A 26,275-nucleotide genomic window follows, 5' to 3' on the forward strand; every position below is an offset into this window, starting at 1 on the left:
TATTTCTATAAATCATATAATTTCTTTCAATTTTATAGTTATTTTACTATAAAATTTACTCATTCTATTAGCCCTACCCATAGCTTTTGGATATACTCTACGCAAAGTAAGGGACTTACCTATTAAAATTTCCTTTATATATAAATTATCAATGTTCAATCCATAATTATTTTGAGCATTAGAAATTGCAGAATTCAACACTTTCATTATAAAACCAGCAGCTTTTTTTTCACAAAATCTTAACTGTATATTAGCAAAAGAAACTTTTTTATTACGCACTAAATCAGCAACCAAATTCAATTTGCGAGGAGTCGATCTTAAAATCCTAGAACCAGCCTCAACTATTATATCTCTATCTTTCATATAAATTACCTATCTTCTTGTTGCCTTTTTATCACCACTGTGCCCAGTAAATTTACGAGTAGGTGAAAATTCACCAAATTTATGACCTATCATGTTCTGATTATCAACACTAACAGGAATGTAATCTTTACCATTATAAACAGCAAACTTTAAACCCAAATGATTAGGAAGAATTACAGAAGCCCTGGAATGAATTTTTATCACCTTATTAATAGAACCCTCTTTTAAAGCTCTCTGAACTAATCTTAGCACAGATGGGTGTAAAAAAGGCGGTTTCCATACAGATCTACTCATAAATTAACCTTTTAATTTTTTTATATACTTATCACTAGATTTATTTTTTTTCCTAGTTTTCCTTCCTTTTGTCGCAATACCCCAAGGAGTAACAGGATGACGACCGCCAGAAGTTTTTCCCTCCCCACCCCCATGAGGATGGTCGATCGGATTCATCGCAACTCCACGTACAGTAGGTCTGATCCCAAGCCACCTACTTCTCCCAGCTTTACCCAACTTTCTATTCTTATGGTCAGGGTTAGATACTACACCGATAGTAGCCTTGCAAGAAGATAAAATCAGCCTAATTTGACCAGACCTGAGTCGTAATAAAACATATTGGCCATCACGACCAACGATTTGTGCATAACAACCAGCGGCTCTAGCAATCGCAGCACCATTACCCGGCTTCAGCTCAACATTATGAACAAAAGAACCAACAGGTATATACTTGAGTAGTAAACAATTCCCTGGCAAAATATCAGCATCATCTCCAGCTGTCACAACATCACCAGGATTCATACCCTGAGGAGCTAATATATAAGATTTAGTATCATCTTCCCCATATGATACTAATGCTAAAAACCCACTTCTATTTGGATCATATTCTATTTTCTCAACCACACCCTGACCACTTCTATTACGTTTAAAATCTATAACTCTATACTTCTTCTTGTGACCACCACCCCTGTGACGAGTTGTAATTCTACCATGATTATTTCTTCCACCACTGGATTTCTTACCAAAGACAAGAGACTTCTCTGGCTTATCTTTTGATAAACCAGTTCTACTTATTAATATAGTCCCACGAGAAGACGGAGTAACAGGATTAAAAAATTTCATACCCATATCAAACGTTCATTATATCTAATTTTTGACCATCTATCAAAGAAAAATAAACCTTTTTTCTCTGTTTTTTACAACCAACCACACCCCTGAAACGTCTATATTTAGGTTTAACCCTAATAACATTTATAGAAGAAGTTCTGATATTAAATAAAGACTCTATTGCCGATTTTATTTGACGCTTATTTACATTTACAAAAACATACAAAGAGTATTTATTAAACTTCTCTCTTAAAAGAGAAGACTTTTCCGTGATTACAGGAGATTTTATTATATTATTATATTTAATCATAACAATCTACCTTCAAGATACTTTAAAGTGTCTTTTGTTAACATCACACATTCATGATTTAATATATCAAAAACATTCAACCCAATGGGTTTGATTAAATCTACATAATGTAAATTTTTAGCAGTACGTAACAAATCATCTCCATAATCACCAACTATTAAAAAAGAAGAGAATTTAAAATTTTTGATATATTCACACATTTTAGATGTTTTCTTCACATCAACATTTAAACTATCAAGAACAACAACTTGATTATTTAAATATTTTAGAGACAAAGCAATTCTCAAACCAAATTTACGTACTTTTTTGTTAAGAGAATAAGCATGACTCCTCACAACAGGACCAAAAATAATTCCACCACCTCTAAATTGAGGAGATCGTAAGCTCCCCTGTCTCGCCCTACCGGTACGTTTTTGACCATACGGCTTAGCTGTTGTACCAGAAACATCACTGATACCCTTTGTTTTATGAGCACCAACTCTTCTCTTTGCCAATTGCCATCTCACTACATCATGCAAAATACTCAATTTTCTCTTGGTAGAAAATATCAAGGGATTAAGCTCAACACTGCCTACATTATTATTAGATAGATCAACTAATTTACATTCCATAACTAACTCACCAAATTACCATCATCACCACTCACATTCAACAGCAGACCTACTGGAAAAGGAACATCTTTATGTAAAGGCTTTTTAATTGCATCTCTCACAAAAACATAAGAGTTTTTAAACCCAGGAACATTATTACCCTTTACAGCAATTATGCTATTTTCATAGTCAATGGATAATATTTTCATATTCTGCACAGTTACTCTACCACCACCCAAATGACCAGCCATTTTCTTCCCCTTGAACACTCTACCAGGATCTTGACATTGACCAGTAGAACCTTGTGATCTATGAGCAATAGAAACGCCATGAGATGCCCTAAGCCCACTGAAGTTATGCCTCTTCATCACACCAGCAAACCCTTTGCCTAAAGAATAACCGGTAATGTCAAGATATTGACCAACTACAAAATGATTAACCCCCACCTTTTTACCACATTCTATTCCGAATAAATCAGTTAATCTACTTTCGTATAACTTACACTTACTATTTATACCTTTTTTCTTTAAATATTCCAACTGAGGTTTTGCTATTTTTTTTAAATCTCCTGTACCTAAAATGACTGAATTGTAGCCACATTTATCTTGTCCTTTTACATCAATAATATAAGTTTCGCTGAGATGCAATAAGGTTACAGCTATGCGGCTATTATCAAAATACATAGCGGTATGGCCAACATTCGTCATTAACAAACCAATTCTCCTGAGCGAGTTTATTCTCTCCATTTCCTTTTCCTAAATATTAACTTCTTTAACCCTTAAATCCACTTCTACGCCAGCGGAAAAAGATAAATCCGCAAGCATCTTCATCATAGTAGAAGTAGGATTATGTACAATAATTAACCGCTTAGAAATTCTCATTTCAAATTGCTCACGAGATTTTTTATCAACATGAGGAGATCTATTAACAGTAAACTTAGAGTCTTTTCTTGGTAATGCAATTGGACCAGATAAATCTGCATTAAACTGCTTTAATTGATCAATAAACTCGCGAATACACTTTTCCAACAAAGAACAATCGAAAGCTTTGATTCTAATATATATATCTTGCTTCATCTTAGTCATTACACTCATTCTAAAATTTCCGAAACAACGCCAGAACCAACAGTTCTACCACCTTCTCTTATCGCAAAACGCAATCCTTTATCCATTGCTATTGGTACTTGCAACTCCACTTCTATACTTACATTGTCCCCTGGCATTACCATCTCCTTTCCATCTAGCAATTTTATGCTGCCAGTTACATCCGTTGTCCTTAAGTAAAACTGTGGCTGATAATTTCCAAAAAATGGCGTATGCCTTCCTCCTTCTTCTTTCTTCAATATATACACCTCCGCATTAAATCTCTTATGCGGGGTTATTGTCCCTGGTTTTGCCAGTACTTGCCCTCTCTCCACTTCCTCTCTCTTTGTTCCTCTTAGGAGTATCCCTACATTGAGTCCTGCACTACCCTTATCTAGCAACTTCTTAAACATCTCAACACCAGTACATATCGTCTTTTGCGTCCCTCTCAGACCTATTATCTCTATCTCATCGCCCGTCTTTATCTCCCCCTTCTCTATTCTTCCTGTTACTACCGTCCCTCGGCCCGATATTGAAAATACATCTTCTATTGGTAACAAAAACGGCAAATCTATAGGCCTTGGAGGTACCGCCACATACTCATCTAACTTCTCCATCAATTTATCTATTGATTTCTTTCCATATTCACTACCGTCATCCTCTAATGCTTTTAACGCAGACCCAACTATCATAGGGACTTCATCACCTGGAAATCCATACTTACTCAGCAACTCTCTCACTTCCATTTCTACCAAATCTATCATATCAGCATCAGCAACATCAGCTTTATTTATATATACCACGATATATCCAACACCCACCTGTTTTGCCAGCAATATATGCTCTCTCGTTTGTGGCATCGGCCCATCAACCCCTGACACCACTAATATCGCTGCATCCATCTGTGCTGCACCTACTATCATATTCTTTACATAATCAGCATGTCCAGGACAATCAACGTGCGCATAGTGTCTCTTTTCTGTTTGATATTCAACATGCGCTGTTGCTATTGTTATCCCTCTCTTTCTTTCTTCTGGCGCTTTATCTATTTGATCATATGCTACAAAATTACCATAATGCTTTGTTATCGCCGCCGTTAACGTTGTCTTCCCATGATCCACATGTCCTATCGTTCCCACGTTTACATGCGGCTTTCCAAATGCTTCTACTATCGCTGTCATAATCTTAATTCTTCTACCTAAAATATAAATACATCAATAGATGATATGTTGATTTTATATAAATACAACAAAAAAAGAGCGGATAGTGGGAATCGAACCCACGTCACTAGCTTGGAAGGCTAGAGCTCTACCATTAAGCTATACCCGCACATGGAGGAGGTAGGATTCGAACCTACGTACGCAATGCGGACAGATTTACAGTCTGTTACCTTTAACCACTCGGTCACTCCTCCACAAGAGTCCGTTAAGAGAACACTACCTTAACTTAAGCCTTATTATTCTCAATATTAAACACCCAAATCCAAAAGATCAAGTAATAAAAGCTAATCTAACTGATTTCAGTTAGATTTTACTTTTGTATAACAAAATATTGTCAATAAAACGCCCAAATAAATGATGTGAATCATGTGTACCTGGAGCTTCTTCTGGATGGTATTGAGTAGAAAAGACTGGGTAATCCTTCATCATTATTCCCTCTACACTATTATCAAATAGAGAAATATGAGTAACTTCAACGTTACTTGGAAGAGAAGATGAATCAACAACAAAACCGTGATTTTGGCTAGTTATCTCAACTTTTTTATTCTCCAGATCATAAACTGGATGATTACTACCCCGATGACCAATATCCATCTTGACAGTCTTTGCTCCCAAAGTAACTGCAAGTAATTGATGGCCGAGGCATATGCCAAAAACTGGTATTTTAGATTTTACAATAATTTCTATTTCTAAAATTACACTCTCTCCTATCACTTGTGGATCACCAGGGCCATTTGAAAGTACTATACCATCTGGATTCATGCTTAATATTTTGTGAGCAAAACCTGTATCTGGTTTGACTAATTCAACCGTACAATCAAGTTCTACTAAGCGTGAGATTATACTATTTTTTACACCGAAATCAACAATTACAACCCTATATTTTGCATTAAGAGCGCTTTGAAAGTTATTACTTAAACTGACTTTCTTAGTTATTTCTATTCCATTTACAGATTTGTATTTCTTCAATTCATCTAATATATGTGCCTCACTTGACAGACATATCATTCCATTTTGAGATCCATGTTTTCTCAAATATCTCGTCAAAGCTCTAGTATCAATTCCCGATATCCCAACTACATTATTTTTCCCCAACCAATCATGTAAACTAATATATGAAGAAGGGTGAGACATAAGAGAAAGTTCACGCATAACCACCCCACTTGCAAAAATTTTCTCTCCTTCATTATCTTTGTGATTTATTCCAACATTACCAATATGAGGAAAAGTGAACGCTATGATTTGATTAGCAAAAGAAGGATCGGTTATAGTATGTTGATATCCGGTCATACCAGTAATAAAACAAACTTCGCCTATACATTTACCGTTTTTACCTATCGATCTTCCCAAAAAGCACTTGCCATCTTGTAAAACCAAAGCTGCATCCTGCATTTAATTCTCTCAACTCATTTAAGGTATTATATAAGAATTTTAAATTACAAGTAAGTAAATACTAAATTTCCCTTTAAGTTTATATAAAATTCAAAATTATAAGCAGCTTTCTTTTTTTTATTATTTAGCAAAATTATAGCAAACTTAACTTGTGTAAATAGGTAATAGTCATTACATTCATGCTTCATGTTATGTAAATTTACATAGATAGAAAACTTGTTTCACTACAGGAGCATCATCTATGCATTGGAGAAAGTCTAGCATGGTTGCTCATTAAAGATGGATGGTTTGTGATTGGCATTGCAAGGAGCACTAAAAAACTGGAAAAATTAAAAGAAGAATTAGGTAGTAATTTTTTACCTATAACGTGTGATGTAAGCAAAAGTGAAAATGTTAAAAACTCGTCTGATTTTTAAAAAAGCAAAATATTATACCAAATCTCTTTTTTCTTAATGCAGGATGTGGCAAAATAGAAGATAAGTTTCATACCAACATTCATAAAAAAAATATTTGAAACCAATTATTTTGGCGTTATCAACTGGACTGAAGAATGGATTCATCATAATTCCTTGGCAACTTTTGCAGTTATATCTTCTCTTGTTATTATGCATGCAACACCACATGCTTCTGCATACTGTGCCAGCAAAGCAGCACTAAAAAGTTGTGTTCAATCACTAAAAATCTAATATACTAACAGTAGTATAAAGTTTATCACCATAATGCCAGGGACAGTAAAAACAGATATGTTTAAGTCTAATAAACCACTTTCCTTCATATGGGAGCCAGAAAAAGCTGCAGCATATATTTTAAAAGTATATTTAAGGGAAAGAAAGTTATAGTTTTTCCAATTTCTGGCGGTTACTTTTTCATATTTTACAAATTCTTCCCACCAAAATGACTGCAAGAATCTTACGATAATCACCAGATCTACCATCTTGTAAAGCTAAAGCTCTTCAAAACTCAATCGCAAGCTTCTCCACACAAAAACATCTTGACTATCGTCGTGTTTCATGTTACAAGGATAAAATGATAATGAAATTCGAGCTTTACGTTGCCTAATAGTACAAATCAGTCTAAAAAAATAAGTGGGAGATGGTTGTTTATAGGAGGTGCTTTATTGTTTCTTGTAATAATGCTACCATTAGTTTTTCTCTTAGCAAAAATAGCCATGATGTTTGTTATAATCTCAACTACAGCAATAGCAATAAAAACCTCCTCAAAAGCAATATCAAACGCTTTAGAGGATAAGGAGAATCAATCAATGCAAAATAAAATTATAAACCTAGCTATTGGAGGGCTGTCCATATTTGCAGGTGGGCTATCATTACTTATTACAGAAAAAGTTGGTTTCATCGCAATATGTTCAACTATAGCTATTTTAGCTCTGTACGAATATATTAAAGATGAAAAAATAGGTAAGTATATAAATGATAGATTCGATGAAATAGCTAATAATATAACTGAGTTTTGCGTCAACAGCATTAAGAAACTTATTCCATCACAAAGTTGCGAAGTGTAATCTTTTGTTTGTAAATTTTTAGATCCATGGCTAACGTATAAACACTGAAATCAGCACTTCCTTTCTTGTCATCCTAGTAATGGCTTCCATCATCAAAAACTTTGTATTATTTTTATACTCGTAAATCTAACTAGATTCCAGTACTACAATGACATTACCCTGAATGGAAATCGGTGCGTGATGTACATCTGTATAGAGATTAAGTATGTCATTCAGTTAGCCTCTTTGTTATCATTCTAGTACTGCCATTCTATAGTTAACAGCTGTACCTAGAACTTCTCTCTTATCATTCCAGCACTTGATACTGGAATCCAGAAAACTTAATTTCAAACCAACATCCCTCTTTTCATCCCAATTTCCAAAATATTACTCCAGTACTGAAATCCAGCTTTTTTATAACTATCGAAAACACTGTATTACTTTACAAATTTAACTAGATATAATTACTAGCATGGCACGTTCGTAAAATTACGATAAAAATTACTTGATAAACTCTAATAGTTTTGTTATCAAGCACAGTCAAGGTGTTCTAGAGCTCAGAATCTATCTTCGTCTGCAGACCTTTTAATTCAATTAGTCTGTAATCTTCAGTTAAAATATATTTTTGCTATACTTCGGTCGTAGCTGTATACATTTTTCTGAATCTTTTTTATTAATAGGAGGACCATTATGTTTAAATTCTGAATTATGCATATCATTAACCCGCATGTCTTTAAGGAACAGGTGGCACCTATGTCCTTTTTATATTATATTTTATATCGATATCATGTATTACTTTACGCCCCAGTCTTTTTCAAATATTGCGAGCCCTTGATCAGTAAGTGGATGATTAATTAACTGTCTAAGTATTTTTGCTGGCACAGTAATTGAATGAGCACCAAGCCGTGCAGCTTCTATTACATGTGCCGGACTTCTTACTGATGCAACAAGAACTTTTGTCTTAAAATTATAATTAGAGTATATAGTGCATATATCTCCTATTAGTGATAAGCCATCATAGCTTATATCATCAAGGCGACCAACAAAAGGAGAAATAAAGCAAGCACGGGCCTTAGCGGCAAACAGTGCTTGTCCAGGAGAAAAACACAGTGTAATGTTAGCAGGTATTTCGTGTTCTGTCCACAACCTTTTACAAGAAATTAATCCTTCATGTGTAAGGGGTAACTTTACTACGATAGTACTAGATATTTTCGCTAACTTTAGGCCTTCCTTAACCATATCCTCATGGCTATCTGCAACAACTTCAACACTAACAGGACCTTTTATAATAGAGCATATTTCACTTACTAAATCTTCGTATTTATCTTTATGCCCAGACTTTGCTATTAAAGAAGGATTAGTTGTTATACCATCAATGAACTCTTTTAGCTCTTTAATTTCATGTAAATCAGCACTATCAAGAAAAATTTCCATATTATCGTCCTATTCAAAAACTATTTTTACAAAATATTGTCATCTTTGAAAAGTATTAAATAAAATCGGATTTTTAACTCAATTCAATTTTTAGTCCGTTAGGAAAGAAAATATTGCACTGAGACACGGTATAGCGCTTTCCTTCATTGGTTGCATTTTATTAACAGAATTAGCATAACCAATTTCTGAAGTTTACTAGCTTTACGTTCAATAGAAATTCTTGCATATCCTAAAACTTAGTGCTACTATCAGTATAGTAACATAAATGGGTGATCAGGAACAATGAACAAAACGACTAAGGTCGAGTTTAACGCTCGCAATTAAATTCAATTAAAAAGGTTAATATCAAAGGAGTTTTGATAGCTTAATTACTCCTAGGGTAAGGATGTTATCAAAAAAATAGTAATAGGGGGTATACTATGTTAACAAAATTGAAAAATATATTAGCGGAGATAAAAAGAAAAAATATCATTACTGTTTTACAAGAAAATTGTCAGAAAAAATGGGAGGTTTATGACTTACTCATGGATTTAATAAATGATGAAAATTTTAGGCAAGCATATATGGATCTACCTTTCAACAAGAGCTTTAAAAAAAGCTTTGTAGAATCAGCAAATCAGGTAAAAAAATCTGTAACTAAGTATTTTAGAGACAAAGATATAGACCTTCAAGCTTTTTATGTAGAAACTAACAATTCTGATAAAGTGTTAAACATTAATCTTATTAATTACAATAGAAGTGAGCCAATAAGAATCAGTGATATCTTACAGCAAGAAAGGGATATTAGCACATTGAATATTTATTGCAATAAAAAGCACAAAATATATGCTTATCGAAAAGATAAGGAAAGGCATTATGAATTTAAAGAGGGTGCATACTATGAAATGACAAGCACTTGGCCCGTGCAGGACAAGGATGGGAAAACTTTTACCTGTACTATGGTTATGAATGTAAGTAGTGCTGGTATAACTGAAGTACTAAAGTTTAATGGTAAAGATTTTGAATCTTCATCTAAGGAGATTTTGGAATTAATAAGACAAAATGAAGAATTATATATTCAAGGTCTCTCTCTGCATGACGCTGTCAAATCATTATTGGAGAAGAATAAAGATGCTCCAGCTGTTATTAATCTGCAAAATAATGAACATATCGTAATCAATAAAGATGAAAAGATGAAAAATCTTGAAAATGATGCTAAAAGCAATCCTATTCTTTCTTTCACTAGCAACAATGTATCAGAGGTTAATCCACAGCAGATTGCAACTCAGGCAATTGCAACTCAAACAGGAGTTAATTCACAGCACACTGAAACTCAGACAGAGGTCTCTGTACAACACGTTAAGACTCAAACAGAAATTGGCTCTCAACAAACTGGAATTCAGACAGAAGTTAACTTACAACAACTAGATCAAAACCTTACAAAAACTGAACAAGAAATTAGAGAATTAAATGAACTGAGGAACAATTTACAATATAGGTTCGACAACGCTGAACAAGAACTTGAAGAGTTAGAAAAGCACAATAGCGATTTACAGGATAAACTTGGAGAAGAAAAGCAAAAAAATGCAAAATTACAAACTAAAATGAGACAAAAAGATGAAAAACTAGCAAATATATCAACAGAGCTGCAAGAAAGAGCGCAAGAACTTGAAGGTGCATATGAAGAAAAGAAAGACCTGAAGAAAAAGCTGGAAGTTGCCAATGCAGGAAAAGAAGAGTTGATAAGTCAGTTAAGAAGATTGCATGGGAAATTAAATCAACTGAAAGAAGAAAGGTATAGTTTCGAAAACAAGCTTAATCAAGCAGAACGCTATAGCAGTAGTACAAAAGAAAGCAGTGAACAACAAATATCAGATTTGAAAGAAGAGTTATTATTACTGAAAGAAGTAAATCAAATGTTAAAAGCAAAGCAAGTAGAATCAGAACAAGAACTCGTGAAGGCTAAGCAAAAAATTGAGGAATTGAAGGAACAGCACAATAATTTACAAATTGAGTATAAAAAAAATGAACAAAGACTTGAGAAAGAAATGAGTAAAAAAGATGAGCGAATAATCCAGTTCAATAAAGAGCAAGAGCAGAAAATTCAAGAAATTTATGGAAAAAATAAGGAACTGGAAGAAAAGGTAGAAGAACTGAAGGAAAAGCTAAAAACTGCTAATGCAGAACAAGAGAAACTACAAGGTAAATTCAACCAGCTTAAAAAAATAGAGGAAGATATAGAGGAAGCAGAACACATAATAAGTGAAAGGGACAAGCGTATAGAGGGTTATAAATCTCAAATACAAAATTTAGAAAATGAGCATAACAAACATTTAGCATTTGATGCACAAGAGGCAGATCAGTTAACGTGGGAGTTTGAAGAGTTAAAAAACGATCTGAGGCTTAAAGGTCAGCAGATTGAGAGAATAAGAAAGCAGTTACGGCACGAGATAGAAGAAGAAACAACAAATGAATATCATCCATTACTGAAATTAAAGCTTAAAGAATATGAAGATAACGTTGAGGGATTGATGCAAATAGTTGAAGATAAAGTTCAGAGAATTGAAAGAATAACAGGAAAAAGAAAAGGGCTAAACGATGAAGTACAATACTTAAGTAGCGAAGTAGAAGTGTTAAGTATAGTAAGTGATAAAGTACTTGTTAATAAAAATTTTTTACCAGCTTACAGAGGCATTTGATGATTCAGAAAAAAAACTAGGTCTTTTGAAAATTATGCAATGGAAAAGAGATTCTAGGAGCGTATGTTAAAATCATATCCATGATGAAAATAAGATAGATCCCAGTGTCACGCACTGGGATGACACTATTTTTTGTACTTTTACCTTCAAAGCTGCAACTTTTGCACAGTTGTAGTCTTGACCAGACGATCCTAGTTGTAAAAATTTCGAGATTTCAGTGTCTGAGCACTGGGATGATATCATTCTAATGTTCGTACAGTTGTGTGTCAGCTACTTGAACAACAAACATTGAGATGACAAGAGTAGATTTATTTCTTGAATAAAAAGAAAGAGCCCCCTAAAGAGATTTGACATCAAGATAACTTAAATATATACCAATTCTCTTATCTTTTAGTGATTCCTCATAACGAGTCAGGTGATCAAAAACCTGAATTTGATTTGTTAGAATGCTACAATTATTATTTGTAACCTCTAATATACCATTATCAATTACAACTCTTTCCTTTGTTTGGCTACTCATTTTAACAGTAATTATACCAGGCAATAAATAAATTAAATAAGGGGAATGGCAGGCTAAAATCATCAATTTCCCTTCAAGCCCACTCACTGAAAGCGAAACCACTTCATCGAATAAAATTCGATTATCAGGAGAAAAAAATTGCACCTTAAAAGTGTTCATAATCTTTAATGTCCGGCTCCAACCTCAGCTCTTATTGATTCAGCCTTTTCTATTGCTTCACTTATACTTCCCACCATATAAAAAGCAGCTTCTGGCAGATGATCATATTTACCTTCAATAATTCCTTTAAAACTAGAAATAGTATCATAAAGTGAAACAAATTTGCCAGACATGCCAGTAAATACCTCCGCAACATGAAAAGGTTGAGAAAGAAATTTCTGAATTTTACGAGCTCTACCAACAATAATTTTATCTTCATCAGACAGTTCATCCATACCAAGTATTGCGATAATATCTTGCAGCGACTTATAAGTTTGCAATATACGTTTCACCTCAGAAGCCACATTATAATGTTCTTCACCAATGATTTCAGCAGACAAAGACTGAGAAGTTGAGTCAAGTGGATCAACAGCAGGGTATATACCCATTTCAGCTATCTGCCTTGACAACACTGTAGTGGCATCAAGATGAGAGAATGTCGTTGCTGGAGCTGGATCGGTCAAATCGTCTGCAGGAACATATATAGCTTGCACAGAAGTAATAGAACCAGCAGTGGTTGAGGCTATTCTCTCTTGCATAGAGCCCATATCGGTCGCAAGAGTTGGCTGATAACCAACAGCCGAAGGTATTCTTCCAAGTAAAGCAGAAATTTCAGAGCCAGCTTGAGTAAAACGGAAGATATTATCTACAAAAAATAGAACATCTTGATTTTCATGATCACGAAAATACTCCGCCATAGTTAGTGCTGTTAAAGCAACCCTAGCCCTTGCTCCAGGAGGTTCATTCATTTGACCATAAACCAAAATGGCTTGAGATTTTTCGTGCTCATTTATATCTATAACATTTGAAGTAATCATCTCGTTATAAAGATCATTACCTTCACGCGTTCTCTCTCCTACTCCAGCAAACACAGAAAATCCTTTATGAGCTTTTGCTATATTGTTAATCAATTCCATTATCAGAACTGTTTTACCAACACCAGCGCCACCAAACAAGCCAATTTTTCCTCCTTTAAGATAAGGAGCAAGAAGATCTATAACCTTTATTCCTGTAACTAAAACTTCTTCCTGTATCTTCTGCTCGGTAAAACTTGGAGGTGATCTATGTATAGGTTCTAAATTATACTTTCCTTTTAAGGGACCACACTCATCTATAAGCTCTCCTACAACATTAAAAATCCTTCCTAAAGTTGAGCGTCCAACCGGAACTGATATTGGTGCACCTGTATCAACAAATTCATCACCTCTTGACATACCGTCTGTGCTATCCATAGCAATGCAACGAACTATATTGTCACCTATATGTTGTGAAACCTCTAAAACTAGCTCCTTACCCTTACATTTTAGTTTGCTTTTTAAAGCATTAAATATCTTAGGTAACTCGGCTTCAAATTTTAAATCAACAACTGCTTGAGTTATTTTAATTACTTTACCTGTGCTCATCTCTTTCATCACCAAATACTACAATTCTATAAAAGAACTTCTAAAGAAAATAAATCTTATATTATTAAGAGAAATTTTGCAATATTAAAACACTTACTAGTTACGTTTCATTATAAACAATGCAAATGCATTTAATAGCCAAGTAATAACAAACAGCACCAAACTAAGCGCATAAGCAGCAAGAGTTTGCACACTATTGAAATCCTGATCTCCGGTAAGTAATGTAGCAATTTGTACAGTGACAGTAGTAACTGAATTGAGAGGATTAAAGGTCAAATTTGCATTGATTCCCACAGCCATTAGTACAATCATTGTTTCACCTATCACCCTTGAAATTGATAATAAAACTGCACTTAAAATTGTAGGCATTGCATAAGGTATTGTTACATTCCATATAGTTTCCGCTGGTGTTGCGCCAAGCGCCATAAAACCATAACGTAAACTTTTTGGAACAGATCTTATAGCATCTTCAAGCAAAGAAATAATAAAAGGAAGAATCATTATTCCAATCGATAAACCAGCAATCAAAGCACTTTCTGAGTGTATACTTAGATTAAAAAATTTCGCTACCTGCTTTATAAAAAAAGACAAAAATACAACTGAGAAGTATCCATATACAACAGTAGGAATAGCAGACAAAATCTGTAAGGCTGTATTAATAACATAACGCACTTTTTCACCCGCATACTCACTAATATATATTGCAGAAAATAAACCAAGCGGCACCGCAACTAACATTGCTACAATAGTTATAAGTAATGTACCCACTAAAAGTGGCGCTATACCAAAACACCCAACCTCTCCTTCACCAACAATAGCTACATTATGCTTCCATTTTAAGCAAAATAAGAATTCTGAAATAGCTACTTTATTAAAAAAAGAAATGGACTGAACAAAAATAGATAGCATTATAAATAAAGTGATAAAAAGTGATATTGCTAAAGCCACAAACAACAAAAATTTTACCATCTTACTTCTTTTACTTTTAAAGATAAAAATCAGCATAAAAAAAAGTAACGCTATAGAAATAGAAGTTATAAAATAACCATCATAGAATGCTAACAAACAAGGTAGCATCCACATACAACTCAAATATATATAAGACTTAATTTTACTTACTGCTTGAAACTTACTCAAACAAAGTAAAAGGATTAGTAAAATAGGTACGCCTATAATTAAATTCATTTTTCCATATATCAAATTTTATTCAACAAGAATGCCATAGAAGTTGACCATTATTTGACAATAGAGCAAAATAGTTTAAAATAAATAGTCGTATTAATATAAAAACAATGAAAAGAACATTTCAACCAAAAAATTTAAAAAAAAAGCACAAACATGGATTTCGTTCACGTATGTCAACAAAAGCTGGAAGAAAAATTCTTAATAAGCGTCGCTCATTAGGGTGTAATAAATTATGCGCATAGTAAGCATAAAAAAAAAGAGTTTTCCCTTGCTTTTAAAAACAGATTAGCACCTTACAGCCTTTTTTATCGAGGGATATATATATCACTATATGCTATAAAAGAAAGAGAACCTGAAAAGTATATTCATGTTATTAGAGTAGGTCTGGCTATCAGTAAAAAAGTCGGAAAAGCAGCAAAAAGAAATAAAATAAAAAGGCAATTACGAATGCTAGCTAAAGTTAGCATTTCTAATATAAGTAATGTGGGATACTATTACATAATACTAACCCATAAAAACATTATGCAAGCAGGCTATAAAAATTTACAAAAAGACCTCAATATTTGCTTAAAGAAAGATAAAATAAGAAGGAATTTTCACTAAAGTATTTACAGCTATATTTTTTATGATAAGATAAGTGAAGTTTTTAAAATAAATTAACAGATGTGGGTACTTGAGGTAGCGAGTGTAAAAAAACAAGGTATAAGGCTCAATACAAATAATGCTGAGGAGAGTTTTTATGAATATAGAAACTCTAGCTGTCGTACACAATGGGGGATGGCATTTGAACAAAGCCGATACTTAGAACAAAATAAAGATAATCCCAGAGGGAAGTTGCTGAATTTTAATATAGAGGCAACTAATTACAATAAGAGAATAGTTTGATAAAAGTAACCGTTCAGAGAAGTGGTTCAAGAAGCGACAGGCAGGGGATTGTATAGTTCTCTTTATTTGCTTGTTAAGTCTAATAAAATTATCCTTTCAAGTTCCTAGCTCTGATTACGTAAAACATGAGCTTTTACAGTATCAGATTTTAAAGTATTTTTCGCAACTTGAGAAGCTCCAGTTGCTTCAGATAGGTAGATTCAAGTGATAGCTTATATGTTTTACAACTTTCTTACACTTCTGTTTCATTTTTAATAAAGCTTTTTTTAGCATAAATAACTCAGTAGATGCATTTTTTAAGCAATAGCCCAGAATTTTAACTTCAATAGTTCAGCTATGTTTCAAAGTACCTGTCAGCAACTATTGCGATAGCAACATACACTTCCTTTTAAATCTTCTTTCCCTTTAAAACTTGCAGTATTGCTTCAGCACTAACTAAGTTTACCTTTATTATAACATGTTGACGTGCAAAACCTCATTTTTCTTATTCAATCTTCTCATACACCTTTTTGCATTTTGAAGTAACTCTATATTCACTATTTAATACGCTTTCAATTTACATTAAAAACATCACTTATAATTCTCACGTTTTGAATTTTTATAAAATCAACTTAGTACTACAATTATCAACTAACTCTTGGACCAAATGTATCTACTTCTTGGTAGTTTTCCACTTCTTCTTTCTCCTCATCCCCACTAATTTAATTAGTACTCAATTATATAAAGTCTAACTTTCGGAAGATCAATTGTTTGATGATTTGCTAAATGTTGCTACCCCTGCTCCTAATTTGCAAATAGGCGACAAATTCCACTCTTAAATTTTATACTCTCATCTTAAAGTTTTGGCAGAGTGCTAAAAGATCATTCATATTATCTGACAGCTACCCTATGCCTACCCTGCTTCAGCCCTCTAATAAAAAGACACAAATAAAAAGAAATTTTTATAAACTTGGCAACGACCTACTTTCCCTTTTTAAGTATCATCGGCGCTAAAAAGTTTCACTTCCGAGTTCGAAATGAGATCGGGTGGTTCATTTTTGCTATAGCCACCAAGTCAACAAAAATTTCTAACCTAGCAAAATTCAATTTAATATTTAACACTGCATATACACATATAGAAAGCAAATAAATCAATCAGGCTATTAGTACTAGTTAGCTTCACATGTTACCATGCTTCTACACCTAGCCTATCAACGTGGTAGTCTCCCACGGCCCTAATTGGGAAATTTTTTTGAAGAGGGTTTCTTGCTTATATGCTTTCAGCAATTATCCCATCTATACATAGCTACCCAGCGATGCTATTGGCATAACAGCTGGTACACCAGAGGTATATACATCTCGGTCCTCTCGTACTAGAGTCAGATCTTCTCAAATTTCCTTCACCCACGGCAGATAGAAACCGAACTGTCTCACGACGTTCTAAACCCAACTCACGTAACACTTTAATCGGCGAACAGCCGAACCCTTGGGACCTTCTCCAGCCCCAGGATGTGATGAGTCGACATCGAGGTGCCAAACGGTGTCGTCGATATGAACTCTCGAACACCATCAGCCTGTTATCCCCGGCGTACCTTTTATCCGTTGAGCGATAACCCTTCCATACAGAATTACCGGATCACTATGACCGACTTTCGTCTCTGCTTGGCTTGTCAGCCTCGCAGTCAGGCAAGCTTGTGCCATTGTACTATCAAGCTGATTTCCGACCAGCTCTAGCTTACCTTCGCACGCCTCCGTTACTTTTTAGGAGGCGACCGCCCCAGTCAAACTACCCACCATACAATGTCCTAGTTCCAGATAATGAAACATAGTTAGATATCAAAAGCATAAAGGGTGGTATCTCAAGGTTGATTCCATTATAGCTAGCGCCATAACTTCAAAATCTCCCACCTATCCTGCACATCACGCTTCTAATAGCAATGTAAAGCTATAGTAAAGGTGCACGGGGTCTCTTCGTCTAACCGCGGGTACCCCGCATCTGCACGGGGAATTCAATTTCGCTGAAGTGATGTTGGAGACAGTGGAGAAATCGTTACGCCATTCGTGCGGGTCGGAACTTACCCGACAAGGAATTTCGCTACCTTAGGACCGTCAGTGTTACGGCCGCCGTTTACTGGGGCTTCAATTCAGAGCTTACACCCCTCCTATTGACCTTCCAGCACCGGGCAGGCGTCAGACCCTATACTTCCACTTACGTGTTTGCAGAGTCCTGTGTTTTTAGTAAACAGTCGCTACTCCCTATTTTGTGCCACCTACTTATAGTTGCCTAAAAGTAGGTTACCCTTCTTCCGAAGTTACAGGTATAATTTGCCGAGTTCCTTCAACATCATTCTTTCAACACCTTAGTATACTCTACTCATCCACCAGTGTCGGTTTACGGTACGGCCTCATAAATATAAGTGCTATTTCCTGGAGCTTCTTTTAAGCATAGATCAATCCAATCAGACCTATACAAATACAAAACCCGTCACACTTAAGAGGTTTAGGAATATTAACCTAATTGCCATCGACTACTCCTTTACGGACTCGCCTTAGGAACCGACTAACCCTACGCAGATTAACTTAACGTAGGAAACCTTAGATTTTTGGTGAGAGTGTTTTTCACACTCTTTTACGCTACTTATGTCAGCATTCTCACTTCCGATATCTCCAGCGGTTTTTACAAACCACCTTCACAGACTTACGGAACGCTCCGCTACCGCGCCTATTAATCGAAATTAATAGGCACCCACATCTTCGGTATACAGCTTTAGCCCCGGTACATTTTCGGCGCAGAAAAACTTATTTAGACAAGTGAGCTGTTACGCTTTCTTTAAAGGATGGCTGCTTCCAAGCCAACCTCCTAGCTGTAATGGTTTTTCTACTTCCTTTCCCACTTAGCTGCAATTTTGGGACCTTAGATAGTGATCTGGGCTGTTTCCCTTTCCACCATGGACTTAGCACCCATAGTGTGTCTGCTGTATAATTAATTACTGGTATTCGGAGTTTGGTTAGATTTGGTAAGATGACGAATCCCCCTAGTCTATCCAGTGCTCTACCCCCAATAACATAAATACAACGCTCTACCTAAATAGATTTCGCGGAGAACCAGCTATTTCCAAGTTTGATTGGCCTTTCACCCCTAATCACAACTCATCCAATAATGTTGCAACATTAACTGGTTCGATCCTTCAGTATGTTTTACCATACCTTCAATCTGGTCATGACTAGATCACTTGGTTTCGGGTCTAATCCATAAAACTAAATGCCCTATTCAGACTTGCTTTCGCTACGCCTACACCTACCGGCTTAAGCTTGCTTCATAGATTAACTCGCTGACCCATTATGCAAAAGGTACGCTGTCACTCTAAATATCAATAAATTGATATAGAGCTCCAACTGTTTGTAAGCACTTGATTTCAGATTCTATTTCACTCCCCTCCCGGGGTTCTTTTCACCTTTCCCTCACGGTACTTGTTCACTATCGGTCGTTAAGGAGTATTTAGGCTTGGAGGATGGTCCCCCCATATTCAAACAGGATTTCACGTGTCCCGCTCTACTCAAGGATTTAAAAACTTTCTACTTGTACAGGACTATCACCTTCTATGGTTACCATTTCCAGAGTATTCTAATTCTTATTTTTAAATCACTAGCCTTTTCCGCTTTCGCTCGTCACTACTAACAGAATCTCGGTTGATTTCTTTTCCTTTGGCTACTTAGATATTTCAGTTCACCAAGTTTGCCTTATATACTTAGTATATAATAACTAGCTAAGCTAGTTGGGTTTCCCCATTCGGAAATCTGCGGATCAAAATTTGTTGACAATTTCCCACAGCTTATCGCAGCCTGCCACGTCCTTCATCGCCTCTTAACGCCAAGGCATCCATCAAGTGCTCTTAATAATTTATTTATCTGACTATATGTAGAATATGCAGAGTTAAATATTAACTTACAATTGAATTGAGATTAAACAATCTCTACCATAAAACTTTTCAAACATCTAAAAACTAATCTTTTATATCTTACAATCTGATAAATCAGATGTCAACGCCTTTTTACACAAAACATTTACCTATTATTATCAACAACAATATACCAGCAACCTTAAACAGTACAATCTGAGAAATATTCGGAAAATTGATATGTACAGAAAAATTAATGAAAAAGATATTTTGTAAGATAAAATGTGTTAAAATTAGTTACCTAAAAATAAAAATGAACATTCGGAGTATTTCTAATGTATGAAAAGTAATCTATCTTTTATAAAAAACTTTGCTTTGAATTGTATATCCAAGCTCACTGGCTTATTAAATAGTAAAAAAGTAAAAAATCTTATTGTGGATAAATACAGCACTCTCCATAAAGAAATTGTAGTGTTTCTTGAAAAATCTAAAAACCTGTTAAATACCAACACTGAAATCGGGTTATATCACTTCTATAAAGGTAATATATCAGATGCAAAGTTAAGATTTTGGTTAATTAGCATATTCTACCCTAATTTACCTCTAGTCTGGTATAATATCGGAAGATGTCATTTTGCAGTAGGCAATACTAATAAAGCCTATAATTATTTAACAAAGACGCTAAAATTAGATAGTAGTCACAAAGAAGCTTCTTACTATGTAAAGAAAATAACAAACACATCAGATGTCGTAGAATTGCCTAAAAATCTCATAAAGCAATATTTTGATTACACAGGTGAATATTTTGTTGAACATTGGTTAATTGCCAAACAATACAAAGGACATGAACTAGTACATATGATAATCAAAAAAATCTTTCACAACTCCACTTCTGAACTGAATATACTTGACCTTGGTTGCGGTACTGGAATATGTGGTCACTTCCTAAAAATAAATAATATTAGAAGCAGCATAACAGGAGTTGACATCTCAAATAGAATGCTCAATATTGCGAGAGGATGTCTTATAAAAGGTAAACCTGTTTACAATGAGTTAATACACACAGAAATGAAAGAGTTTCTTAAACAAGAGAAGAACCAGCAGTATGATGTAATTATCTTTGCTGAAGTGCTACACTATCTACATGATTTTCTAGCAGAATTGGAACTAGCAAAAAGATTGACAAACAAAAAAGGGGTCATTGTATGTTTAGTAAGAAGAAAGGAAGGTAGAGGTATTGACTTTGTAAACAAAGGAGATTATTTTCGTCATTCAGAAGACTATATTCAGCATGTTGCAAAAGAAACAAATATGCAAATAAGTCAAATGAGTTACTGTAAAATATATGGCGGTCAGGTTGATGGTATCTTATTTGCATTACAACATCCACAAACAAATTCAACAACTTAATCGAGAAATCGCTCAAACAAATTTCTATATTATCATAAAAGGAGCCTCATGAATTACATTACTATTAATTACGCAAAAGATAGCAAATTAACCGATTTTGGAAAAGCAGTTCTATTGGATAGGTATTTAATAGAAAATGAAAGTTATCAAGATCTCTTTATACGTATTGCTAATTACTATTCTGATGATAGAAAACATGCACAACGTCTTTATGATTACATGAGCAACTTGTGGTTCATGCCTTCAACACCAATACTTAGTAACGGCGGTACCAAAAGAGGATTGCCTATTTCCTGCTTTCTTAATGAAACTGAAGATAGCTTGAAGGGAATAGTTGATCTATGGAATGAAAATGTTTGGCTCGCTGCACGTGGTGGTGGAATAGGTAGTTATTGGGGAAATTTACGTTCAATTGGTGAAAGTGTCAAAGGTAGCGGTAAAACATCGGGAATTGTGCCATTTATCGTAGTACAAAACGCTCTGACGCTTGCAATTAGCCAGGGATCCTTAAGAAGAGGAAGCTCAGCAGTTTATCTTCCTGTATGGCATCCAGAAATAGAAGAGTTTCTAGATTTACGTAAGCCAACTGGTGGTGACCCAAATCGCAAAGCATTAAATATACATCATGCTGTAATAGTAACAGATAAGTTTATGCAAGCTGTTGAAGATGATCAAGAATGGGATTTAATAAGCCCTCATAACAATAAAGTTATTTCAACAGTAAAAGCACGGGATATATGGATTAAAATATTAACAGCAAGAATTGAAACTGGAGAACCTTATATTATCTTTCTTAATGCAACAAATAACAATAAACCAGAACCTTACAAAAAGCTCAATTTAGATATCAAAATGTCAAATCTATGCAGTGAAATAACTTTAACTACAGGTTACGATCACCTAAACAAGTCGCGCACTGCTGTATGTTGTTTATCATCCGTAAATCTTGAATACTACGAAGAATGGAAAGATAATGAGCTTTTCATAGAAGATATAATGCGTTTTCTTGATAATGTATTAGAGGATTTCACAAACCAAGCACCAAATGAAATACAGCGAGCAAAATATTCCGCAATAAGAGAGCGTAGTATCGGTCTTGGCGTGATGGGTTTTCATTCATTTTTACAAAGTAAAATGGTTCCTTTTGAATCAGTAACAGCCCAACAATGGAATAAAAAAATATTTAAGCATTTGCGCGAGCAAGCAGATGTAGTTTCTAAAAAATTAGCAGAAGAAAAAGGGCCATGTCTTGACGCTAAAGAAATCGATCTAATGGAAAGGTTCACACATAAGCTCGCTATTGCTCCCACTGCCTCAATTTCAATTATTGCAGGCAACACTTCCCCTGGAATAGAGCCATATGCAGCAAACGTATTTATACAGAAGACATTGACAGGTTCATTTGTAGTACGAAATAAATTCTTGCAAAAACTACTAGCAGAAAAAAATCAAGACAATGATGAAACATGGTCCTCAATTTCAACAAATGAGGGTTCTGTTCAGCATTTAGATTTTCTTAGCAAGCATGAAAAACTGACATTTAAAACAGCATACGAACTTGATCAACAATGGATCATAGAACATGCAAGTGATAGAACTTCTTATATTTGTCAATCTCAATCAGTAAATCTGTTCTTACCTGCCAATGTGCATAAACGTTACTTACATAAAATACACATGCTTGCTTGGAAAAAAGGATTAAAGAGCTTATATTACTGCAGATCACAATCAATGCAGAGAGCTGACAAGGTCTCACATGACATATTCAAAAAAAGTGAAATATTGCAACAAAAAACAGATATTAATTATGATGAATGTCTATCATGCCAGTAGACTGTACATACCTTACTGTCACAAAAATACAATTGTACAAAAGTTATGTTTTCATAGATGCTACATAGAAATCCAGATGAATTTCTAAAGTCTATTCCAAGAGATAAACGTATAGTCTGCCTTGATATGGGAGAAAAACAAATAGGCGTAGCATTTAGTGATAAAACACAGCTTATAGCTACAGCTCATAGTATATACTACAGAAGAAATATAAGCAAAGATTTAGGTTATCTGTATAGAATATTCAAAGAAAATGAAGCTGGATCAATGGTAATAGGACTACCATTCAAAATAGATGACCAAGAGACCGAATGGTGTAAAGCAATAATCCAATTCGCAAATAAAATAATAAAAAAATGTAAGATAAACATATATCTACAAGACGAAAGTTTATCAACATCTCTTGCAACTTACGCACTAAAAATTACCGGAATATCAATCACAAAATCAAAGAAAATAGATGATAAAATTGCCGCATGTATTATTCTGCAACGAACATTGGATAAGATAAATACCATCAAATAGTTTTTTAAACTGAATTCACATAAAATTACTTGATCAAACAAGAACTTTTCGTATAAGCATGACAAATTGCTGTAGCAAGAGCATCAGCAGCATGGTGACATTTTATATTTGAGTTTTTAACTACTTGCTTCACCATAAATATAATCTGATCCTTACCAGCATGACCGTCTCCGGTAATGCTCTTTTTTATATAATTTGCATCATATTCATTCATAGTCAACTTCGTCATTTGTAATACTAAAATTGTAATTGCTCTTGCATATCCTAAAGTTAGTGAAGATTTTGGGTTTTTATTAACAAAAATTTTCTCTACAGCAGCTTCATTTGGAGAATATAGAGAAATTACTTTCTTTAATTCCTCAAAAATTATATGTAGACGTTCACCTACATCCAATTTACCATCAGTTGATATGGCACCACCACCCAAAAATTCAATACTATTCTTTTCTTCCAGGCTGATAATGGCCCAACCGGTTTTGCTTATCCCTGGATCTAGACCTATTATTTTAATCACTTAATAAAGGCTTAACCAATAAATAAAAAGAAATAAAAATATCCAGACTAGATCGACAAAGTGCCAATACCAAGAAGCAAACTCAAAGCATAAGTGATCTTGAGGCGTAAATTGATCTTTTCGAGCTCTAAATAAACATACTGACAAAAATATTATACCTATTATAACATGCACACAATGAAAACCAGTAATTATGTAAAAGTTGGATGCATAAATAAGTTTTTCTCCTGTTTCTCGTAAAGAAAAACCTGCTTCATGATATTCAATTGCTTGCACTATTATAAAGAACATCCCAAGCAATATAGTTATAGACAGCATTTTAATCATGCTTTTTTTATCATTTTCAAGTAAAAAACGATGTGCTGAGGTAATTGTTGTGCCAGAAAGTAATAATATTAGTGTATTCATGAATGGTAACGACCATGGATCAGGTGGTAAAATCCCTTCAGGTGGCCATTCAATTTTTTTTGTAGGAGAAAACGCTTCAAACAAAAAGATCGGATCAAGCCAGGCTTTAAAGAATGAACAAAAGAACGCTATAAAAAACACAACTTCCGAGAGGATAAATAAGTACATTGCAAGCTTGAGTCCATGCTTCACAATAGCAGTATGGCATTTATCATAAATTGCTTCTCTTATTACATCTCTCCACCAATAAAACAGCACTCCTGATACCGCAGAGATTCCCAAAACTAAACCAAATATTCCATAAATTTGTTTATGGAGTGTACCAACTAATCCAAGTGCAAGAACAAGAATTGCTGCTGATATAGCAATTGGCCAGGGACTTGATTCTACTAAATGAAAATCATGTTCTTTACTTTTCATATCATCTTCAAAAATACGTACCAAGCATACAAATTAGCTTAAAATTGTCAATATTTCTTAAAATCTCGATCAAATTTTGAAAAATTATATGCGCTATTCCACAAGCCTAACTCAAATTGTGCAGTTATTTTAAATAATTCAAGCATTATGGTCCTTTCACTTTCCCTTACTTTGTTACAATACTCGTCAACAATACCTTCCAAAGCAACAAATCCAGATTCCATCAAGCTACTGCCAAAAAAAATCAAACCAATCCTTATACCTATTATTTTTTTTAATTTTACTTCTCATATTACCAATAGCAACTTTATATATAAAATGGCAAGAGTAGATAACTGTTACAGCTTCATCAATTTCTCTATACGAAGTAGACAAAAGAAAGTTAGTAAAATTGAAACACTCTAGCGACTTTTCTCCACAATTTATGGATTATACAGCAAAGTAGTATTCGCATAACACTCTTATAATCTCTATTCCTCCTTGAGCCACCTCAATCAATGGAACAATGTTGTTACAACTCTCCATTTTTGATGCAATAATTAAAACAGTACGAACATAATCAGCTATAAAAAATGCATCTTGTTGTATATAAAACTTGAAATTTTCTATGTTTAAAGTATCACTTGCTAACTCAACATTGAAAGGATGCTCAACAATATCCTTTAAAAGATTTGACCCACAATAACTCTTAACTATACCACTAAACATCACATAAATTAGAATATAATTTAGTGTTAATACTACAGACTATGCTAGAGAATATATCTCATCCCAAAACATTATTTCTAGCTCTAGACCTCTCTTAAAAAACTCACTCATCTTTTTCCTCTCACAATCACCAGCCTTTGCATATAGATTATTTGCAACGTCAGTAACTTGATTAATCGTAGCATTCATTACTGTGTTATTATAGATATCAATCCACCCTTGATATCTGTGATCTTCAATTTTTTTTAGGCATAACCTCTCCTACCATAGGATTTATAATAATTTGGTATATATTAAAACAAGGACAAGAATCTGCTAAAGATTCAGCAACAGAATTATGATATGCAGCACGCATAAAAAAGTCAGTGAAAGCAGAATAAGATTCTGATTTTTTATGATTATCGGACAAATCACAAGTCTCAAAATATTCAGTATACTGCTTTCGAACCGCAAATGTTCCCCCTTGCTACATTAACCAAACTGCTCATTATTTCAATGTCATCAACTTTAGATGCAATAATCAATAAAGCACGAGTATAGTCGACTAAATATAAAATCCTACTGAAGATAAATTTTGAACTTTTCATAATCTAGCGTATTGTTTATCAAGTCAACATTGAAAGGATGTTCTTTTATTTCCTCAATAAGATTAGATGATTCTTTTATAGCAATATCATAAAATTCTTCTTTTGGTTTGTCGGACATCTTGTAAGCCTCATA

General features: G+C 34.2%; 24 protein-coding genes, 2 tRNA genes, 2 rRNA genes and 2 pseudogenes. 8 read left to right on the forward strand and 22 right to left on the reverse strand.

Annotation, left to right across the window (positions count from 1 at the left end; all coding sequences use genetic code 11):
• Window positions 1-12: 12 nt before the first annotated feature.
• From rplV to carA, 11 genes are all read right to left on the reverse strand, one after another.
• A complete protein-coding gene (gene rplV, locus wTpre_RS02295) occupies window positions 13-363 on the reverse strand; it encodes a 50S ribosomal protein L22 (RefSeq protein ID WP_068651669.1) in 351 nt (116 codons plus the stop codon).
• A gap of 9 nt (window positions 364-372) precedes the next feature.
• Window positions 373-657 carry a 30S ribosomal protein S19 gene (gene rpsS, locus wTpre_RS02300; RefSeq protein WP_068651671.1) on the reverse strand — a complete coding sequence of 95 codons (285 nt, stop codon included), beginning with the start codon at window positions 655-657 and terminating at the stop codon, window positions 373-375.
• Window positions 658-660: 3 nt separating this feature from the next.
• The gene (rplB, locus tag wTpre_RS02305) at window positions 661-1,485 is read right to left on the reverse strand and encodes a 50S ribosomal protein L2 (protein ID WP_068651673.1); all 825 of its coding nucleotides are present in this window, start codon (window positions 1,483-1,485) and stop codon (window positions 661-663) included.
• A 1-nt stretch (window position 1,486) separates the two neighbouring features.
• Complete coding sequence (locus wTpre_RS02310; RefSeq protein ID WP_068651675.1) at window positions 1,487-1,774, reverse strand: 50S ribosomal protein L23; 288 nt, start codon at window positions 1,772-1,774, stop codon at window positions 1,487-1,489.
• The gene (rplD, locus tag wTpre_RS02315) at window positions 1,771-2,385 is read right to left on the reverse strand and encodes a 50S ribosomal protein L4 (RefSeq protein WP_068651677.1); all 615 of its coding nucleotides are present in this window, start codon (window positions 2,383-2,385) and stop codon (window positions 1,771-1,773) included. Before rplD ends, wTpre_RS02310 begins: the two co-directional genes overlap by 4 nt.
• Window positions 2,386-2,387: 2 nt before the next feature.
• Window positions 2,388-3,110 (reverse strand): 50S ribosomal protein L3, encoded by a 723-nt coding sequence (gene rplC, locus wTpre_RS02320; RefSeq protein WP_068651679.1) that lies wholly within the window; start codon window positions 3,108-3,110, stop codon window positions 2,388-2,390.
• A gap of 9 nt (window positions 3,111-3,119) precedes the next feature.
• Entirely contained in the window at window positions 3,120-3,440 is a 321-nt protein-coding gene (gene rpsJ / locus wTpre_RS02325) for a 30S ribosomal protein S10 (protein WP_068652604.1), read from the reverse strand.
• Window positions 3,441-3,454: 14 nt separating this feature from the next.
• Window positions 3,455-4,627 carry an elongation factor Tu gene (gene tuf / locus wTpre_RS02330; RefSeq protein ID WP_068651682.1) on the reverse strand — a complete coding sequence of 391 codons (1,173 nt, stop codon included), beginning with the start codon at window positions 4,625-4,627 and terminating at the stop codon, window positions 3,455-3,457.
• 77 nt (window positions 4,628-4,704) lie between these two features.
• Window positions 4,705-4,775 (reverse strand) — tRNA-Gly (locus tag wTpre_RS02335).
• A 3-nt stretch (window positions 4,776-4,778) separates the two neighbouring features.
• Window positions 4,779-4,860, reverse strand: a tRNA-Tyr gene (locus tag wTpre_RS02340).
• Window positions 4,861-4,969: 109 nt separating this feature from the next.
• Window positions 4,970-6,058 carry a glutamine-hydrolyzing carbamoyl-phosphate synthase small subunit gene (gene carA, locus wTpre_RS02345; protein ID WP_068651684.1) on the reverse strand — a complete coding sequence of 363 codons (1,089 nt, stop codon included), beginning with the start codon at window positions 6,056-6,058 and terminating at the stop codon, window positions 4,970-4,972.
• A 290-nt stretch (window positions 6,059-6,348) separates the two neighbouring features.
• On the opposite strand from carA, the pseudogene wTpre_RS06480 reads away from it, so the two are divergent.
• Together wTpre_RS06480 and wTpre_RS02355 are read left to right on the forward strand one after the other, a co-directional pair.
• Window positions 6,349-6,744 (forward strand): annotated as a pseudogene (locus wTpre_RS06480) (SDR family NAD(P)-dependent oxidoreductase).
• A 365-nt stretch (window positions 6,745-7,109) separates the two neighbouring features.
• A complete protein-coding gene (locus tag wTpre_RS02355; RefSeq protein ID WP_068651686.1) occupies window positions 7,110-7,577 on the forward strand; it encodes a hypothetical protein in 468 nt (155 codons plus the stop codon).
• A 771-nt stretch (window positions 7,578-8,348) separates the two neighbouring features.
• On the opposite strand, the gene wTpre_RS02360 is transcribed toward wTpre_RS02355, so the two are convergent.
• Window positions 8,349-8,990 carry a transaldolase family protein gene (locus wTpre_RS02360; protein WP_068651688.1) on the reverse strand — a complete coding sequence of 214 codons (642 nt, stop codon included), beginning with the start codon at window positions 8,988-8,990 and terminating at the stop codon, window positions 8,349-8,351.
• A gap of 419 nt (window positions 8,991-9,409) precedes the next feature.
• Here wTpre_RS02360 and wTpre_RS02365 point away from each other — a divergent pair, with 419 nt between their 5' ends.
• Window positions 9,410-11,668, forward strand: a complete 2,259-nt coding sequence (locus wTpre_RS02365; RefSeq protein WP_068651690.1) for a coiled-coil domain-containing protein — start codon at window positions 9,410-9,412, stop codon at window positions 11,666-11,668.
• Between the two features lie 337 nt (window positions 11,669-12,005).
• On the opposite strand, the gene wTpre_RS02370 is transcribed toward wTpre_RS02365, so the two are convergent.
• The 3 genes from wTpre_RS02370 to pstC form a co-directional block, all read right to left on the reverse strand.
• Complete coding sequence (locus wTpre_RS02370) at window positions 12,006-12,347, reverse strand: ATP synthase subunit epsilon (RefSeq protein WP_068651692.1); 342 nt, start codon at window positions 12,345-12,347, stop codon at window positions 12,006-12,008.
• Window positions 12,348-12,352: 5 nt separating this feature from the next.
• Complete coding sequence (gene atpD / locus wTpre_RS02375; RefSeq protein ID WP_179945533.1) at window positions 12,353-13,789, reverse strand: F0F1 ATP synthase subunit beta; 1,437 nt, start codon at window positions 13,787-13,789, stop codon at window positions 12,353-12,355.
• Window positions 13,790-13,885: 96 nt separating this feature from the next.
• Entirely contained in the window at window positions 13,886-14,974 is a 1,089-nt protein-coding gene (pstC, locus tag wTpre_RS02380; protein ID WP_068651696.1) for a phosphate ABC transporter permease subunit PstC, read from the reverse strand.
• 107 nt (window positions 14,975-15,081) lie between these two features.
• Here pstC and rpmH point away from each other — a divergent pair, with 107 nt between their 5' ends.
• Window positions 15,082-15,216: a 50S ribosomal protein L34 gene (rpmH, locus tag wTpre_RS02385; RefSeq protein WP_010404613.1), complete on the forward strand. Its 135-nt coding sequence runs from the start codon at window positions 15,082-15,084 to the stop codon at window positions 15,214-15,216.
• A gap of 73 nt (window positions 15,217-15,289) precedes the next feature.
• Window positions 15,290-15,577 (forward strand): ribonuclease P protein component, encoded by a 288-nt coding sequence (gene rnpA, locus wTpre_RS02390; protein ID WP_369665136.1) that lies wholly within the window; start codon window positions 15,290-15,292, stop codon window positions 15,575-15,577.
• A 1,229-nt stretch (window positions 15,578-16,806) separates the two neighbouring features.
• Here rnpA and rrf read toward each other — a convergent pair.
• A 5S ribosomal RNA gene (gene rrf, locus wTpre_RS02400) occupies window positions 16,807-16,913 on the reverse strand.
• Between the two features lie 67 nt (window positions 16,914-16,980).
• A 23S ribosomal RNA gene (locus wTpre_RS02405) occupies window positions 16,981-19,745 on the reverse strand.
• A 331-nt stretch (window positions 19,746-20,076) separates the two neighbouring features.
• Between wTpre_RS02405 and wTpre_RS02410 the strand changes: the two genes are divergently transcribed.
• From wTpre_RS02410 to ruvX, 3 genes are read left to right on the forward strand one after another with little or no spacing between them, the layout of a single operon-like run.
• On the forward strand, window positions 20,077-21,147 hold the full coding sequence (locus wTpre_RS02410) for a methyltransferase domain-containing protein (protein ID WP_068651701.1): 1,071 nt from the start codon (window positions 20,077-20,079) through the stop codon (window positions 21,145-21,147).
• 48 nt (window positions 21,148-21,195) lie between these two features.
• Window positions 21,196-22,980: a ribonucleoside-diphosphate reductase subunit alpha gene (locus wTpre_RS02415; protein ID WP_068651703.1), complete on the forward strand. Its 1,785-nt coding sequence runs from the start codon at window positions 21,196-21,198 to the stop codon at window positions 22,978-22,980.
• Between the two features lie 57 nt (window positions 22,981-23,037).
• Window positions 23,038-23,505 carry a Holliday junction resolvase RuvX gene (ruvX, locus tag wTpre_RS02420; protein ID WP_068651705.1) on the forward strand — a complete coding sequence of 156 codons (468 nt, stop codon included), beginning with the start codon at window positions 23,038-23,040 and terminating at the stop codon, window positions 23,503-23,505.
• Between the two features lie 25 nt (window positions 23,506-23,530).
• On the opposite strand, the gene ruvC is transcribed toward ruvX, so the two are convergent.
• The 5 genes and pseudogenes from ruvC to wTpre_RS07285 all read right to left on the reverse strand — a co-directional run bounded on the left by ruvC (window position 23,531) and on the right by wTpre_RS07285 (window position 26,260).
• Window positions 23,531-24,019, reverse strand: a complete 489-nt coding sequence (ruvC, locus tag wTpre_RS02425) for a crossover junction endodeoxyribonuclease RuvC (protein WP_068651707.1) — start codon at window positions 24,017-24,019, stop codon at window positions 23,531-23,533.
• Window positions 24,020-24,847, reverse strand: a complete 828-nt coding sequence (locus tag wTpre_RS02430) for a cytochrome c oxidase subunit 3 (RefSeq protein ID WP_068652606.1) — start codon at window positions 24,845-24,847, stop codon at window positions 24,020-24,022.
• A 47-nt stretch (window positions 24,848-24,894) separates the two neighbouring features.
• A complete protein-coding gene (locus tag wTpre_RS06485) occupies window positions 24,895-25,071 on the reverse strand; it encodes a hypothetical protein (RefSeq protein WP_245609538.1) in 177 nt (58 codons plus the stop codon).
• A gap of 205 nt (window positions 25,072-25,276) precedes the next feature.
• On the reverse strand, window positions 25,277-25,555 hold the full coding sequence (locus wTpre_RS06490; RefSeq protein WP_245609539.1) for a thiaminase II/PqqC family protein: 279 nt from the start codon (window positions 25,553-25,555) through the stop codon (window positions 25,277-25,279).
• 39 nt (window positions 25,556-25,594) lie between these two features.
• Window positions 25,595-26,260: pseudogene (locus wTpre_RS07285) on the reverse strand (TenA family protein).
• Window positions 26,261-26,275: the final 15 nt, after the last annotated feature.

Source organism: Wolbachia endosymbiont of Trichogramma pretiosum (genome assembly GCF_001439985.1).
Lineage (GTDB): Bacteria > Pseudomonadota > Alphaproteobacteria > Rickettsiales > Anaplasmataceae > Wolbachia.

Excerpts from the sequence above, each read along its gene's own strand:
- rplV (WP_068651669.1), bottom strand. The coding sequence starts at position 363 with ATGAAAGATAGAGATATAATAGTTGAGGCTGGTTCTAGGATTTTAAGA.
- rpsS (WP_068651671.1), bottom strand. The coding sequence starts at position 657 with ATGAGTAGATCTGTATGGAAACCGCCTTTTTTACACCCATCTGTGCTA.
- rplB (WP_068651673.1), bottom strand. The coding sequence starts at position 1,485 with ATGGGTATGAAATTTTTTAATCCTGTTACTCCGTCTTCTCGTGGGACT.
- wTpre_RS02310 (WP_068651675.1), bottom strand. The coding sequence starts at position 1,774 with ATGATTAAATATAATAATATAATAAAATCTCCTGTAATCACGGAAAAG.
- rplD (WP_068651677.1), bottom strand. The coding sequence starts at position 2,385 with ATGGAATGTAAATTAGTTGATCTATCTAATAATAATGTAGGCAGTGTT.
- rplC (WP_068651679.1), bottom strand. The coding sequence starts at position 3,110 with ATGGAGAGAATAAACTCGCTCAGGAGAATTGGTTTGTTAATGACGAAT.
- rpsJ (WP_068652604.1), bottom strand. The coding sequence starts at position 3,440 with ATGAAGCAAGATATATATATTAGAATCAAAGCTTTCGATTGTTCTTTG.
- tuf (WP_068651682.1), bottom strand. The coding sequence starts at position 4,627 with ATGACAGCGATAGTAGAAGCATTTGGAAAGCCGCATGTAAACGTGGGA.
- carA (WP_068651684.1), bottom strand. The coding sequence starts at position 6,058 with ATGCAGGATGCAGCTTTGGTTTTACAAGATGGCAAGTGCTTTTTGGGA.
- wTpre_RS02360 (WP_068651688.1), bottom strand. The coding sequence starts at position 8,990 with ATGGAAATTTTTCTTGATAGTGCTGATTTACATGAAATTAAAGAGCTA.
- wTpre_RS02365 (WP_068651690.1), top strand. The coding sequence starts at position 9,410 with ATGTTAACAAAATTGAAAAATATATTAGCGGAGATAAAAAGAAAAAAT.
- wTpre_RS02370 (WP_068651692.1), bottom strand. The coding sequence starts at position 12,347 with ATGAACACTTTTAAGGTGCAATTTTTTTCTCCTGATAATCGAATTTTA.
- atpD (WP_179945533.1), bottom strand. The coding sequence starts at position 13,789 with ATGAGCACAGGTAAAGTAATTAAAATAACTCAAGCAGTTGTTGATTTA.
- pstC (WP_068651696.1), bottom strand. The coding sequence starts at position 14,974 with ATGAATTTAATTATAGGCGTACCTATTTTACTAATCCTTTTACTTTGT.
- rpmH (WP_010404613.1), top strand. The coding sequence starts at position 15,082 with ATGAAAAGAACATTTCAACCAAAAAATTTAAAAAAAAAGCACAAACAT.
- wTpre_RS02410 (WP_068651701.1), top strand. The coding sequence starts at position 20,077 with ATGAAAAGTAATCTATCTTTTATAAAAAACTTTGCTTTGAATTGTATA.
- wTpre_RS02415 (WP_068651703.1), top strand. The coding sequence starts at position 21,196 with ATGAATTACATTACTATTAATTACGCAAAAGATAGCAAATTAACCGAT.
- ruvX (WP_068651705.1), top strand. The coding sequence starts at position 23,038 with ATGCTACATAGAAATCCAGATGAATTTCTAAAGTCTATTCCAAGAGAT.
- wTpre_RS02430 (WP_068652606.1), bottom strand. The coding sequence starts at position 24,847 with ATGAAAAGTAAAGAACATGATTTTCATTTAGTAGAATCAAGTCCCTGG.
- wTpre_RS06485 (WP_245609538.1), bottom strand. The coding sequence starts at position 25,071 with ATGGAATCTGGATTTGTTGCTTTGGAAGGTATTGTTGACGAGTATTGT.
- wTpre_RS06490 (WP_245609539.1), bottom strand. The coding sequence starts at position 25,555 with ATGTTTAGTGGTATAGTTAAGAGTTATTGTGGGTCAAATCTTTTAAAG.